The following is a 14920-nucleotide window of genomic DNA, read 5'->3' as shown; positions in this document are numbered from 1 at the left end:
GATCCCAAAATCGGCAACAATATGTGTGATGTCAAAAAGATGGTGAGCAAAAATGAAAAACTGGTTTAAAAAAAACAACGACAAAGAAGATTTTGAAAAGAAAGACTGGCAACAAATCCTCTTAAAATCACATGATTATAAAAAAACTTTTTACTACAACCAAAAAAATAATATTCGCTTTTGCTTTACATTCATGTCAACGTTAATTGATGAAAACATTCTTCACCAATCTGCTCTCCCGCATTTGCAAGAGAAAGATTTCACGACACTGGATGATATTAAAAAAATCCTTCCAATTGCAGATGTGGAAATATCGGATGATCCATCCATTATCGAACAGAAGCTTTTCAACGGTTACGTCATGTTAACAATGGAAAATGAAGAAAAGCGTTTTGCCTTTATAGCTGCTCAAAAAGAAGTCGTCCGCAGTCTTACAATCCCTGAAATTGAGTTTAGTGTTATCGGACCGAAAGAAGCGTTTGTTGAATCAATTGATCAAAACCTTAATTTAATCCGCAAAAGAATACCTGTAAAAGAACTTGTCATTGAGAATCTTTCAGTTGGCACCATTTCAAAAACAAAAGTTGCTATCCTATATATAGACGGAATTACAGACCCGGAAAACGTCAATACAATTAGGCAGCGCATTCAGGATATCGATTTTGACGAAATTACAGACAGTTCTTATCTTGTTCAGCTTATTTCGGACAACAAGCATTCTCTCTTTCCGCAGATGCTTGATACGGAAAGACCCGACCGGGTTGCATCAATTCTTGCGGAAGGAAAAATTGCAGTTGTTGTCGACGGATCTCCGCATGCATTAATTGCACCAACGACGCTTGTTGAATTTTTCAATTCGTTTGAAGATTACCTTTTAAACTGGCATCTTGCATCTTTTTTCCGTTTGATACGCTTGTTTGCCATTGGCTTTTCCATATTAGTAACACCAGTATATGTAGCAACTTTAACTTATCACTATGAATTAATTCCAAAGGATTTATTAAATACGTTGATATCTTCCAGAAGGGTGGTTCCCCTCCCTCCTATTTTAGAAGCACTGATTTTGGAATTAACGATTGAACTATTGCGGGAAGCAGGAGCCCGCCTCCCGACAAAAGTCGGCCAGACAATCGGTATCGTGGGCGGAATCGTAATCGGAACGGCTTCTGTTGAAGCAGGCCTTACAAGTAATGTCCTTTTAATTATCATAGCGCTTGCTGCCCTTGCGTCATTTACTACTCCGGTTTACCGGATGGGCAATACAATCAGGCTCTTGCGGTTCCCTTTTTTGCTCTTTGCCGAGCTTTGGGGCCTGCTCGGAATTGTATATTGCTTCTGTATTATGATGACCCATTTAATCAGACTGACTTCTTTTGGACGGCCATTTTTGGAACCGCTGTATCCTCCGAGACTGGTGGACTTGAAAGACGCATTAATCCGCCTGCCTTTTGAAAAGCAGCGCATGCGTCCGGAATATTTAAGAACCGAACAGCCTGTGCGCTTTAAAAAGAAAAAGGCAAAAGCAGTTAAAAAAGATATAGACGAATAATGACTGGAGGTGAACCGCCATACAGCAGCCAACCATTCCTGAACGGCTTCAAATTTCTCCTTTTCTCGTTTTTTATGTGATTGTATCGATGCAAGTCGGGATTGGTATATTAGGATATCAGCGCTACATTGCCAAAGGAGCGGGCTATGATGCCTGGATTTCCGTGCTGATTACCGGTCTCAGCCTTCATGTGATTCTTTGGATGATCTACAAAATATGCGAGACTGTAAACGGGGATCTTGTTTCAGCCCATACGTTTGTTTTTGGCAACGTGCTCGGGAAAGCATTAAGTTCGCTGTCTATTTTGTATTATTGCGCCTATGCCATAGCGATAGTAAGGTCATATGTTGAAATTATTCAAGTATGGATGTTCCACGATATGAGTACATTTTGGTTTTCTTTAGCCATCATGCTCCTTGTTGTTTATATTGTGTTTGGCGGTTTCCGGACGGTTGTCGGCATAGCCTTTTTCAGTATTGTCTTGCCGTCCTACCTGATCTTTACATTTGTATTCGCTTTTAAATATTCAAATTTCCAAAATCTTCTTCCTATTTTTGACCACTCGCTGAAAGAGTTTGCGGTTAGTGCAAAAAATATGTCGCTAAGCTATTTAGGGTTTGAAGTCGTTTTATTCTGTTTCCCATTCATTAAGGAACCGGAAAAATCAAAAAAGTGGGCTCATCTAGGTGTTCTGGTAACCACTTTGTTATATACCGGATTGACTGTTCTTACATTCGCTTACTTTTCAGAAGAAACGCTTAAAAGGACCATTTGGCCAACTTTACAAATGTGGAGAATTTCTGAATTGCCGTTTGTTGAAAGGTTAGAATATATAGGAATTGCAAACTGGCTCTTGATTATTCTTCCGAATATTTGTTTATCTGTCTGGATTGCAAGCAGGATAATAAAACAAGTAGTGAATCTTAAACAAAAGATCAGCGTGCTTCTTATCGCAAGCCTTTGCATAATCATCCCTGTTTTTTTTCAAAAGAGGGAAGAAATAATGCTGCTTGATCGCTATATCTCCGAGATGGGCTTTTGGTTAACATATGTATATATTCCCTTTCTGTTTACATCCGTCTTAATTGCAAAGAAGGTGAAAGGCAAATGAGAAGGAATCACTTTTCATGTTTTATGCTTTGTTTTCTTTTAATAACAGGCTGTGTAGATAAAGAAATCGTTGATGATGTCAGTTTTAAAGCTGCAAGCGGCTATGATTATGTAAATGAAAAGGAAGTGCGCGGGACATTTCTAGTGCATGAATTCTTGCCCGATAAAAGTGTTAAAAATATTACATTTTCTGCTGTTTCTTCTGGAATATTTGAAATTAATAAGGAGATACAGTATCAAGTTGCAGACCCAATTGTCCGAGGAAGCCTTGAAGCGATCCTTTTTGGAAATGACCTTGCCAAAAAAGGGATCAAAGATTTCCTCGACTCTTTTGAAAGAGATGCAAGGATTGGGGCAAAACTCAATCTAGGGGTAACGGAAGGGGAAGCTAAAGATGTTATTGAAGGGGAATACGGAACAAGAGGAAACGCGGTTTACCTGGATCGCATGTTTGAACACAACATGGAGCACCAAGATTTGCCTCAATCCAATTTAAAGATTTTCTTAACGGATTATTATCAAAAAGGCAAAGACGGCTACTTGCCTCTTTTAAAAAAAATAAATAAGAAAAAGGTTGAAATTAACGGACTCTGCTTATTCAAAGATGACAAAGTAGTTGATGAGCTTTCCGCTCAAAAATTATTTTTCTTTAAACTAATGACCGACCAATATTCTGAAGGAAACTTAAAAATTAAAGTTGACGACAAAATAGCTACTGTAGAAAACATTTCATCAAAGTATAAAATGAAGTTAACCAGAAGAAATCCATATAAAATCGATTTAAACTTAAAATTAAAAGGTGAAATAACAGAATATACCGGAAAAAAATTAACCAGAAAAACAAAAGATAACATTGAAAAAACAATGGAAAAAAGAATAAACAAAGAATGTTCAAAGCTAATATCCAGATTTCAAGAAAAAAACATTGACCCAATCGGATTTGGCGCATTTGCCAAAAGCAGGACAAGAAACTTCGATTTTTCAAAATGGGAAGATGAATATCAACATCTTACAGTCGACGTAAATACAGAAGTTAATTTAGTCGAAGAAGGAGTCATTGAATAAATGGAAACTTCCATCAGTGGGGTTTTGCTGTCCGCAAATGCAGAATATTATAAAGCGAAGGGCTTTCCCTTCGCTTTTCTTATGCTGTCGTTGAAAACATGTACTTTTTATTGTGATAACGGATTGAAAATATCAAGCCGACCGCGAGCATGTTTCCCATTAATGAGCTTCCCCCGTAGCTGATAAACGGCAGCGGAATTCCTGTAATCGGCAGAAGTCCGATTGTCATCCCGATGTTTTGAAAGACGTGAAACGTGATCATGCTAATAACTCCTACGCATATATAGGTGTAAAAATTGTTTTTCGTCTCCATTCCGATTTTCGTTATTTGATAGATTAACAAGAAGAACAAACTGACAAGCACACTGGCTCCGATAAATCCAAACTCTTCCCCGACAATACTGAATATAAAGTCCGTATGGCTTTCAGGCAAATATACTTCCCTTGTCCCAAACCCTTTGCCGGTCGTCTGTCCCGAGCCTATCGCTAATAAAGACTTAGTTAATTGATAGCCGGCTGTGCTTTGATAATTGTACGGATCGATCCAGGAATAAATACGTCCGAACTGATACTCTTTTACCCCAAAATATTTTTCAAGAATGTCCGGTTTCCAGAGTACAAAGTAAAAAATAATGCCAATAAGCGATACAACCGTCCCAAAGATCGGCACTAAGATTTTCCACGAAATGCCGGAAATAAAGATCATTCCAAGCATAATTGCGATAAAAACGAGCGATGTTCCAAGATCGGGCTGCTGCATAACAAGCAAAAGTGGAACCATTGTTACGATTCCGATTTTAATTAGAAGCATAAAATCGGTCTGGGTTGTTTTTAAACGGTATTTTTGATGATGTTCCTCAATTACTCTTGCCAGTGCCAATATAATAAATACTTTTACAAATTCCGATGGCTGGATGGAGCCGATTCCAGGAAGTTTATACCAGCTTTTCGCTCCGTTGATAACCGGGGCAATTCTGCTCGGGGCAACAATCAAAAAGCCAAGCAGCAACAGACCGAAACCGTAGGCGTACCAAGAAATTTTTTTCAGCTGGTCAGAGTCTAATGAAATGACAGATGCAATAATTCCGCAGCCAACTATGTACCATAAAATCTGCTTCAATAAAAAATTTTCGCCATATTGTTCGGTTGTTTGTGCGCTGTAGATCGCCACACAGCTGGATAAAAATAATAGAAATAATATAGAAACTAGACCATAATCAAGTCTGGAGTTTGAATTTTGTTTCGAACTCATGCTCATTCTCCTTTAGAAGGCAATTCCCATTTGGAACGCTTGCCAAAAAACATCTCTAAACTTTGGCAGCCTCCGCAGCCCACACATATAGGCCTCAATACTTTATTATATTTTTAATATCTTCAAATCACAACTTCTTAATATGGAATGGATTTTTTTTTAAGAAAAAAAGAAAGGATCGATGGTCTGGTCAAATATCTTCCTTCACTGTTATCGTTACTTTTAGTAAAATTGATAATAATTGAAGAGGAGGGAATTTTATGGGCAAAACATTGCAAGGAACGACCATCTTGCATAACGGTGTAAAGATGCCTTATTTTGGCTTAGGTGTTTATAAAGTTGAAAATGGGGATCAAGTAGTAAATACAGTAAAAACGGCCCTTGATATAGGGTATCGCTTAATTGATACGGCTTCATTATATAAAAATGAAGAAGGTGTAGGGCGAGCGATTAAAGAAAGCGGCATACCAAGAGAAGAAATATTTGTGACAACTAAAGTATGGAATGATGACCAAGGTTATGATTCTACTTTGCGTGCTTTTGAAGAAAGTATTAAAAAGCTTGATTTGGAATATATCGATTTATATTTAATTCATTGGGCAGTAAAAGAAAAATATTTAGATACATGGAAAGCATTTGTTCAATTGTATAAAGAAGGAAGAGTGCGGGCGATTGGTGTAAGCAATTTTCAAATTCATCATATACAAGATATTATGGATCATTTTGATGAAATACCTGCCGTCAATCAAGTAGAACTCCATCCATTATTATCGCAAGAAGAATTGCGTTCTTTTTGTCATCAGCATCAAATTAAAGTAGAAGCATGGTCGCCGCTTTCCAGAGGAAGAATTTTTGATCACCCAACATTAAAAAGGCTTGGCGAAAAGTACGGAAAATCGCCTGCTCAAATTATATTGCGCTGGCATTTACAAAACGATGTGATTGTCATTCCAAAATCTATTCATTCTGAAAGATTAAAAGAAAATGCCGATATATTTGATTTTGAATTAAGCAGTGAAGATATGGCAGCAATCAATGCAATAAACGAAAATAAACGGTTTGGAAAAGATCCTGATAATTTTCAATTTTAATACTTAAAAGCTTCCGTCATTCGTGATGAATAATGCCGGAAGCTTTTTTTGTTTTTCGGAGGCTGACTCAAATGTAAAGGGAATGTAAAGGGCCAGGCCCCTTATATAAATTTCAGGAAATAAATATGCTGCTCTTCACGCTACGGTCAAGGAAGCGAGGAGGAAAAACCTTGATATTACTGGGTTTTTCAACGATGTTATTTATTAAAATAAAGGTCCAATTATTTTATAGCATTTCCAAAATAATTACAATTCTATCGAAAAAATTTTTTCTTAAGTATATTTATCTAGACTTTAATAATAAATTGCAAATGGTTGCCGACCTCGGCATAACGGATGAAGAAATCGATACACTAATTACTCACTTCATGTCTTTAAATTTGGAAGATCCGGCAATTCTAGATAAAATGATGGAACTTGAAAATCGGATGATGGCATTAGGTGACTTTGAAAGCGCCGATGAACTTACCGAAGAGCAGCTTGATGAGCTTATGAACATTATGCAGGAAATGATGGATCTATTCCAAATGGACGCTGAATTTTTCCTTGTGAAAGGCGATGACAGAATTGCCCTTTCAACAGAAGAAATGATGTTGCTGGAAGATACAAAGGGCTACGACCTGTTAATTGAGTTATATAGCACTAAAGGTGATTTTCTTGCAGATATATTGATTACGGCTGACATGTTCAGTTCAGAACTGCTTGAAGATACGGTTTCAGATATGAATCAAGCAGAAGAAATCATTAAAAAACAAGAACCAATTAAAGTAAAATCACAAAAAACGCAAAAAAATCATAAAACAATCAAAACCATTAAAGGGGGCAAATTGCCGAACACAGCCGGAAATTATTCGGATTGGCTCTTATCGCAGCAGGCGCTATTTTAATCCGTAAGAGGAACGTGAAACATTCATGATCCGAAAATGTAGATTGGCGCTTGGGGCTGCAGCCATTATTGCCGGAGGCTGGCTGCTGCTATCAAATATCCAGCCATTTTTTACAGCTACAAAATCAAACCACGCAGAAAGAGAAGCCGTTCAAGCAAAAGAATCTGTACAAAAAACGAAATCAAAAGACAATGTTTTGTATCCAAATCGGCCAAAAATGGGGGAAGAAATAGGAGAATTATACATTCCAAAAATCTCAGCCACACTTCCGATCATTCACGGAACAGATGAAGATGAACTAGAAAAAGGAGTCGGCCATTTTGCCGGCAGTGTTTTTCCCGGAGAAGAAGATAATTCAGTTCTTTCCGGACACCGTGATACCGTATTCCGGAAGCTTGGTGAAGTTGGCGTCGGTGATTTGTTAATCGTGACTACTTCGGCAGGAGAATTTACGTATAAAGCTCGAAAAGTCCGGATTGTCGATGCAAATGACAGAACGGTTATTGTCCCAAAACCGAGAGCAACCTTAACAGTGACAACTTGTTATCCGTTTGATTTTATCGGAGATGCACCTGAGAGATATGTGTTAGTGGCTGATCTAGTTAAATGATAAAACTTTGCAAACCAAAAATTGGAGGGGTCTGGCCCTTTACATTTGAGCCAGCTAATTTGCTTTCGAATGTTTCTTTTGAAATAATGAAAAAGAATGATCCTATATGAAAGGAGCCAAATTTCATGAAGGTTCTTGTTGTTGGAGCGAATGGACAAATCGGAAAACGACTCGTCCAGTTAATCAAAGAAAGTGATAAACACACTGCAAGAGCTATGGTTCGAAAAGAAGAGCAAGCGAAATTTTTCCAACAATTAGGCGTTGAAACCGCAGTGGCAAGCCTGGAAGATAGTGTTGAAAAAATTGCCGAGGCTGCAAAAGGCTGTGATGCAATCGTCTTTTCTGCCGGTTCCGGCGGGCACACAGGATACGACAAAACACTTTTAGTTGATCTTGACGGAGCTGTAAAAACGATCGAAGCCGCTGAAAAAGCAGGAATTAAAAGATTCGTAATGATCAGTTCGTTCCAGGCACATAATAGAGAAAATTGGCAGGAATCAATCAAACCTTACTATGTTGCCAAGCATTATGCTGACAGAATGCTGGAACAAAGTGAATTAACATATACAATTATTCGTCCCGGATGGCTTAAAAATGAACCCGGCACAGGAAAAATTATTGCCGCTGAAAATTTAAAAGAAGGATCAATCCCTCGTGAAGATGTAGCGCATACAATTCTGGCCTCACTTGATGAAGAGAATACATTTTACCGTTCATTTGACCTCATGTCAGGTGATATTCCGATTTCTGATTCATTAAAAAATCTGTAAAAAAAAAAACGATAAATAAGCTGCAGCGATTCAATTTTTGATACCTGCAGCTTTTCATTTCTGGACTAACCGCAAATGCTGTTAGCAGAGCGGTCTTTCGTTTTTATCAGGCGCATAAGTCGTATTTTATGAGGCAAACTAACGAAACAAAAGAAATGAGTAAAGGAGTTTTGATTTATGACGAAGAAATTTAATAAAGGCAGCAAAAACCAAAATTCCCCCAGGACTTCAGGCGGCAACAGAGAAATCGCCAGCGGCGACAACAGCAAAGGCAATAAACGAAATAAAGACCAAAACGATAAACCAGATTCGGATTAAACCCGGGGCTTGCTTTAACACTTTAAAGGAGAGCGGGCCAGACCCTCATTGCTTTAACGCTTTAAAGCGGAGCGGGCCAGGCCCCTTTTCATTGTAGGAGTGACGGACATATGCTGCGAACTGTTGCTGTAAACCATCAAATGGAATTAATTAAGGACGTGCCGGTTAAAGATTTAACATCGGGAAATTTTGTTTGGTATTGGATCGATTTCAACCAGCCGACAGAAAATGAAACGGACTTGCTGCGCACGCCGCTGAATTTTCATCCTCTTGCGATTGAAGATTGTGTTTATAAACTGCAAAGGCCAAAACTCGATTATTATGACGATCATACCTTTTTTGTTACACACAGCCTTAATCCAGACACATTTTCAAAAGAAGAAATTAACCTGTTTGTGTCGAAAAATTTCATTGTTACTTATCATCATCAAGATTCCGTTGAAATAAATGAAGTTTGGGACCGTGTTTACTTTTCAAACAATCCGGGGCAATGGGATCCATTTTTAGTTTTGTACCAAGTTCTTGATAAATTAGTTGATAACTATTTTCCGATCGTTTACCAGATCGAAGATACATTAAACGAAATTGATGAAAATTCCAAAAATCGATCAATGGAAGCGTTGCTCGATGATTTGTACGATACAAGGCATCAACTGTTAGCTTTAAGACATACAGTAGCACCAATGAGAGACTTGATTTATCGAATGCTCAACTCCCACCGATTAACAGAAATCAGGGAGCGAAGGGAATATTTTTCTGATATACACGACCATTTATTAAAGCTTTCCGAAATAATTGAATCGAACCGGGAACTGACGACCGATATTCGCGACAGCTATCTTTCCTTAAACTCGCATGAAACAAACCGTGTGATAAAAGTATTGACAGTCATCACGACCATCTTTATGCCTTTAACTTTTATAGCCGGAATTTACGGAATGAATTTTGAAAACATGCCTGAATTAAAGTGGAAATACGGTTATTTTGGAACCCTTTTGTTCATGCTCGTCATTGGACTCGGCATGTTTTTCAGTTTTAAAAAGAAAGGCTGGTTTAAATAGTACAGATTATGGCTGTACTGCCTTTTTCCGTTCAGCTTTATTTCCATAAACAATTCACCCTGTCCTTTGAATTCTTTTTTTGGCTATGAAATGGCGACAGCTTTCACCTTCTCACTTCAAACTCAACTTACTATTATAAGCACTTTAATATTATTGTGAAGCAAATGATTTCCAACTAGATTAATCTAAACTAATTCCCTTCCGGATACAAATTTGGCAGGAATACACTCTGATATACCTTGCCCTCATATTTTGCACATTACTATTTTTTTATTTTTCGAAATTATAAATCAAATCTTATAATTATGATAAAATATGAGGTAGAACATTACGTAAAATTAATTGAAGGCGGATGAGATGTGTACAGGATTGCCATTGAACGAGAAGATGATGTCTACATAGCGAGTACCATCGGAAAAATGGCTGCAGAAGACTGTGGATTAAATAAAAGCGAACAAACTAAATTAGTCGTATCCATTATGGAATTATCTCGTAACATTGTCTACTATGCAGGTAAAGGAGAAATTTTTATTAATCCGATTAAATCCTATGGAATTGAAATTATTGCCGTTGATAAAGGTCCTGGCATTAAAGACATTGATAAAATATTAAGAAATGAAATCCCCTCCAAGAAAGGGCTGGGATTAGGTTTATCAGGGGTCATGCGTTTAATGGATGAATTTGAAATCACTAGCAATAAAAAACTTGGGACTAAGGTTAGAGCCGTAAAGTGGATCGATGAAAGGCAGGGTAAACACTATGAAAAATTCAGCTGCCAATCATGACATTCATTTTGGATTGATTGAACTCACACCAGATGGAATTATACAAAAAATGAATAAAGAGATAAAAAGGTTATCTTTTTTAGAAGATAATGAATCAATCAACTTGTTCAAACGAATCAAAAATAATGAAATTAAGATGAAACTACATGAATGCTTTATGGGCAAATCAAATCAATTTATAGCGAACATTGATGCTCAAAGCTACCTTTTTTTATTTCATAAAACTTATGATGAACAAAAGCTCGACAAGGTTCATTTGTATATTTTCAATGTCAATCAGCTGCAAAAATATAATGATACGAACTGGAATAATCACTTACTATCATCTATCGGGGAGATGGCAGCCGGTGTTGCTCATGAGGTTCGAAATCCCTTAACTGCCGTAAAAGGATTTCTGCAATTAATGGATCAAACTATTAATGGCGAATATATTCAGATCGCACAAAACGAATTAGAACGTGCCATCACTACCTTAAATGATTTGATGAGCGTCTCAAAACCAGAATTTGTACAGGAACAGCCGACATCTTTTAATATATGTTCGGAATTAAAATCCACCTTACTATTATTTCAAAACCAGCTTTATAATGTAAAAGTAATCAAAAAGCTTGAAAATAAAGAAACAACGATTATAGGAAGAAAAAATCAAATTAAGAAGGCATTTTTTAATTTAATTAAAAATGCAATTGAATCAATGCCTGACGGCGGTACACTGGTCATTGAACAAAATGAGGATTATCAAAATATCCATATTACTATTTCAGATACTGGCGTTGGTATTCCAAAGGACAAGCTGCGACTCTTAGGGACTCCTTTCTTTACACTAAAACAGGATGGAAAAGGATTGGGGCTTGCTCAAGTTTTTAATGCGATCCAAAACAATCATGGCAAAATACATTTAGAGAGCGAGGAGGGCAAAGGAACTACCTTCTACCTTTCTTTTTCAAAATGCAAAGGTAATTCGGTTCAATTTATGGGAGGAAAATCGATGAAAACTGAAATAAACTCAAAAAATAAATTATCTGAATTTTTAGAACAAAATGCACAGTTCTATTCAAATGAATGGATTCAATATATAAAAAATGACAAAAGCTATATCAGCACATTATTAAGTGATAACGAAGAACTTGAAAGATTCGAAGTAAATGGAAATCCTATCATACACATAGTTGCAGAAAATATTCAAGTTTTAAAACCGGAAGATATTATGGACACTGCCAAAGAATATGGCATCCGCCATGCAAAAGCCGATTTTCCGATTCATTTGGCCTGGGAACTCATTCAATCAACTCGAGGGATCATCTGGAGCGCGATTAAAGCCTTTTATATCGAATCAAAATGCACCCTTGACATGGAACAATTTTTTGCATTAGAACGAGAAGTGAATGATATTATTGATATGTTCATCGATTCATATACCGCCTACTACGTCGGTTATAAAGATGAACTATTAAAAAGCCATCGTCAAACATTAGACGAATTGTCCGTTCCGATTATCCCGATTGCGGATAAAATATGTATTCTTCCAATCGTCGGCAATGTGGATACATACCGTGCGAAAAAAATAAGGGAAAGAACATTAGTTAGAGTGAAAGAACTAAAAGCACAACAATTGATTATTGATATTTCCGGCGTTCCATTTGTGGATACGGCCGTTGTAAGCCATTTATTTAAAATTGTCAAAGGAATTAAATTATTAGGCTGTTCAACCATATTAACCGGAATCAGCCCGGAAATTGCAGATACAATGATTGAACTTGGGATAGAGGTCGACAATGAATTAAAAACAAGAGCTGATCTTCAACAGGCTTTACAGGAAATCACTCACTTTTCTTGAACTACTCACCGCTTAACACCCTGACGGGTTGTTTGAAGCGGGAGATTCCTACGAACACCGAAGTAACCTTCGGTTATCTTAGTAGGCTAGCCCCGCAGTTCCTGCGGTTAGAAGTCTTATGGCTTCATTTTTAAGATTGATACTTGCGTTAATATCTCGATTATGATGGGTTCCGCAAGAAGGACATTCCCATTCACGCAATCCAAGACTTTTAACGTCTTTGTTTTGATAGCCACAACAAGAACAAAGCTGACTGGAAGGAAAGTTTTTTGCAACGGCCACAACTTGTTTGCCATACCATTTTGCTTTGTACTTAATCATGGTTTTGAATTGCGACCATGATGCTTCACTAATTGCTTTGGCAAGAGAATGATTCTTCAGCATATTAGCTATAGACAAATCTTCCATTCCGATAATGTCGTGGTTTTTGACAATATCGGTTGAAGCCTTGTCTAAAAAATCCTTTCTTGCATTGGCTATTTTTTCGTGTATACGGGCAACTTTCTTTTTAGCCTTGTGCCAATTTGCACCGCCAACGGTTCGTCTACTCATAATCCGTTGTCCTTTCGCTAATTTTTCCTCTAATGAGCGGAAAAATTTTGGATTGGAGTAAGTTGTTCCATCGGAAAGAATAGCAAAGTCTTTGATTCCTACGTCAACACCAATAGCTGAACGGGTTTTTGGCCATTCAGATACTTCTGTCTCTGTTCCAAGAGAAACAAAGTATTTGCCCGAAGGATTACACCGTATTGTTGCATTTATGATACGTCCTTTCACTTCGCGGCTTTTGGCAAAACGAACAAGACCAAGTTTAGGCAATTTAATGTAGTTGCCTATTACAGCTATATTCCCGTTTGTATGCTTTGTTGTGTAGGATTGGACTGGATTCTTTTTAGACTTAAATCGAGGTTGTTTGTTTTGTTTCTTGTAGTATCGATCATAGGAGTCAGCAAGATTTTCAACTGATTTTTGCAAAGCAATACTATCCACTTCCTTTAAAAATTCATATTGCTTTTTCAGTTCAGGAAGTGTTTTTATGATTTCTTTCTTATTGAGGTATTTACCTTTCCAGTTATTTGCTGGAAGTTGACCGTTTTGGACCATTTCTTCACAAATATACCAAAAGTCGTCCTTTTCCTTCTGTTTAGCAAGAAAGAAATTGAACACGAATCTTGAACAGCCAATCGTTTTGTTAATGAGTTCCATTTGTTTTTTGTTTGGATAGATACGAAATTTATAGGCTTTGTGGACGATCATGACGTTCACCTCACTTCCATAGAGAACGTTTGTTCTTATTATATCATAATGAGGAAGGTTTTGGCTATCACCAACCTACATTCATCTCCCACTTACTCATTGGGCTTTGCCCTTCACTTTCCTTAAAGTGGGAGTCTTCTGTCGGAAAATCATTAAGATTTCTTTTTTCAATTCCACATGTCAGTATTAATTTCAAAAATTAATTATTTTGAAATCCTGAAAAGCATATTTTCCCGAAAAACTTTTTTAATAAGGGGCTGACTCATAAGGATCTGACTCCCTCCACTAGTCTTGCATAAAAGAAGTAAATAAATTCAATATTTTACTTTATTTGACATTTACTGTTTTAATCTAGATGTAAAAAGGGGCTGTCCAGAAAGTCAGTAAAACTGACTTTCTGAGCCCCTTTTGAATTTTATTATATAAAAATAAACAAAAAAATACGTCCTATCCTGTAAAATAGAAAGTTACCACACCATCATTTCAGAAAGGACGATTTTTTTATGTGTAATCTTATGACTACTAATGAAAATTATAACACGCAATTAACGCTCCCACTAGAGGTAAAAGAAGAAAATATTGCTTCAAAAAAACAAGTAACTCCTACCTTCAAACCATACAATAATCGCCAAGTCCAAGTCATCTTCGATATTCAAGAACTCATTCCTGAACATCATGTTGCACGTGTAATCGATGAAATGGTGGAAGCTATACCAGATGAACAATTGTTTCAATATTATCCGGGTGGTGGTCGGAGTTCGTTTCATCCCAAAATGATGCTGAAAGTCATTCTGTATGGTTACTCGCAAAAAGTCTATTCGTGCCGTGGAATCGAAAAACTTATACAAGAAAATCTTCCGGCTATGTGGTTGGCTGCGATGCAAAAACCAGATTTCCGTACGCTTAACGAGTTTCGTGGTCAACGTATGAAGCAGATGATGGATCAACTATTTGAAGCCATGATTTTGAAATTAATGGAGGAAAACTATATCACGATGGAAAACTACTTTTTGGATGGCACAAAGATTGAAGCCAATGCCAATAAGTATTCTTTCGTATGGAAAAAAACCACGGATCGTTTTAAGGAAAAATTAAAAGAGAAAATTCAAGAAACCCTGCGGCAAATTGAAGCGATTACCCAATTAGAAGCCGAGAGTTATCTGATGGAGAACGTTGAGGATTCAGAAATAGCTCCTTCAAAGCTAGAGGAAGTCGCCAATCAACTTGAAAAAAAGTAGAAGCTTTAACGGAGGAAGTGGAAAACGAAACGAATACAGAGGTACGGAAGGAGAAGCGAAAGGAACTTCGTAAATGGAAGAAACCTTTAA

14 protein-coding genes are annotated in these 14920 nt (G+C 37.1%); 12 read left to right on the top strand and 2 right to left on the bottom strand.

Translation table 11 applies throughout. The features are described from left to right. Positions 1 to 52: 52 nt before the first annotated feature. From PB1_RS09385 to PB1_RS09375, 3 genes are read left to right on the top strand one after another with little or no spacing between them, the layout of a single operon-like run. Complete coding sequence (locus tag PB1_RS09385) at positions 53 to 1549, top strand: spore germination protein (protein ID WP_003352131.1); 1497 nt, start codon at positions 53 to 55, stop codon at positions 1547 to 1549. A gap of 19 nt (positions 1550 to 1568) precedes the next feature. Next, the gene (locus tag PB1_RS09380) at positions 1569 to 2660 is read left to right on the top strand and encodes a GerAB/ArcD/ProY family transporter (RefSeq protein WP_034645053.1); all 1092 of its coding nucleotides are present in this window, start codon (positions 1569 to 1571) and stop codon (positions 2658 to 2660) included. Next, entirely contained in the window at positions 2657 to 3724 is a 1068-nt protein-coding gene (locus tag PB1_RS09375; RefSeq protein WP_003352128.1) for a Ger(x)C family spore germination protein, read from the top strand. Before PB1_RS09380 ends, PB1_RS09375 begins: the two co-directional genes overlap by 4 nt. 79 nt (positions 3725 to 3803) lie before the next feature. Here the strand turns inward: PB1_RS09375 and rodA are convergent, their stop codons facing one another. Further along, complete coding sequence (rodA, locus tag PB1_RS09370; RefSeq protein ID WP_003352127.1) at positions 3804 to 4976, bottom strand: rod shape-determining protein RodA; 1173 nt, start codon at positions 4974 to 4976, stop codon at positions 3804 to 3806. 260 nt (positions 4977 to 5236) lie between these two features. On the opposite strand from rodA, the gene PB1_RS09365 reads away from it, so the two are divergent. From PB1_RS09365 to PB1_RS09335, 8 genes are all read left to right on the top strand, one after another. Then, a complete protein-coding gene (locus PB1_RS09365; RefSeq protein ID WP_003352125.1) occupies positions 5237 to 6067 on the top strand; it encodes an aldo/keto reductase in 831 nt (276 codons plus the stop codon). 170 nt (positions 6068 to 6237) lie between these two features. Next, positions 6238 to 6954, top strand: a complete 717-nt coding sequence (locus PB1_RS09360; protein ID WP_003352124.1) for a processed acidic surface protein — start codon at positions 6238 to 6240, stop codon at positions 6952 to 6954. Positions 6955 to 6979: 25 nt separating this feature from the next. Beyond that, positions 6980 to 7564, top strand: a complete 585-nt coding sequence (locus PB1_RS09355; RefSeq protein WP_003352122.1) for a class D sortase — start codon at positions 6980 to 6982, stop codon at positions 7562 to 7564. Positions 7565 to 7689: 125 nt separating this feature from the next. Then, entirely contained in the window at positions 7690 to 8334 is a 645-nt protein-coding gene (locus tag PB1_RS09350; RefSeq protein WP_003352120.1) for an SDR family oxidoreductase, read from the top strand. A 177-nt stretch (positions 8335 to 8511) separates the two neighbouring features. Then, the gene (locus tag PB1_RS17795; RefSeq protein ID WP_003352119.1) at positions 8512 to 8652 is read left to right on the top strand and encodes a hypothetical protein; all 141 of its coding nucleotides are present in this window, start codon (positions 8512 to 8514) and stop codon (positions 8650 to 8652) included. 110 nt (positions 8653 to 8762) lie between these two features. Then, positions 8763 to 9713: a magnesium/cobalt transporter CorA gene (gene corA, locus PB1_RS09345; protein WP_003352118.1), complete on the top strand. Its 951-nt coding sequence runs from the start codon at positions 8763 to 8765 to the stop codon at positions 9711 to 9713. Positions 9714 to 10072: 359 nt separating this feature from the next. Further along, the gene (locus PB1_RS09340) at positions 10073 to 10498 is read left to right on the top strand and encodes an ATP-binding protein (protein WP_003352117.1); all 426 of its coding nucleotides are present in this window, start codon (positions 10073 to 10075) and stop codon (positions 10496 to 10498) included. Next, a complete protein-coding gene (locus PB1_RS09335) occupies positions 10473 to 12335 on the top strand; it encodes an ATP-binding protein (protein WP_003352115.1) in 1863 nt (620 codons plus the stop codon). The genes PB1_RS09340 and PB1_RS09335 overlap by 26 nt, the downstream gene beginning before the upstream one ends. A gap of 78 nt (positions 12336 to 12413) precedes the next feature. On the opposite strand, the gene tnpB is transcribed toward PB1_RS09335, so the two are convergent. Continuing rightward, positions 12414 to 13592, bottom strand: a complete 1179-nt coding sequence (tnpB, locus tag PB1_RS09330; protein ID WP_003352114.1) for an IS200/IS605 family element RNA-guided endonuclease TnpB — start codon at positions 13590 to 13592, stop codon at positions 12414 to 12416. Positions 13593 to 14107: 515 nt separating this feature from the next. On the opposite strand from tnpB, the gene PB1_RS09325 reads away from it, so the two are divergent. Continuing rightward, positions 14108 to 14830, top strand: coding sequence for a transposase (locus tag PB1_RS09325; RefSeq protein WP_162139923.1), 723 nt, complete (start codon positions 14108 to 14110; stop codon positions 14828 to 14830). Positions 14831 to 14920: the final 90 nt, after the last annotated feature.

It is taken from the genome of Bacillus methanolicus PB1, from assembly GCF_000262755.1.
In the GTDB taxonomy this organism is placed as follows: Bacteria; Bacillota; Bacilli; order Bacillales; family Cytobacillaceae; genus Bacillus_Z; species Bacillus_Z methanolicus.
Note: the sequence above shows the minus strand (reverse complement) of the source record. Positions and strands in the feature narration are given on the sequence as shown.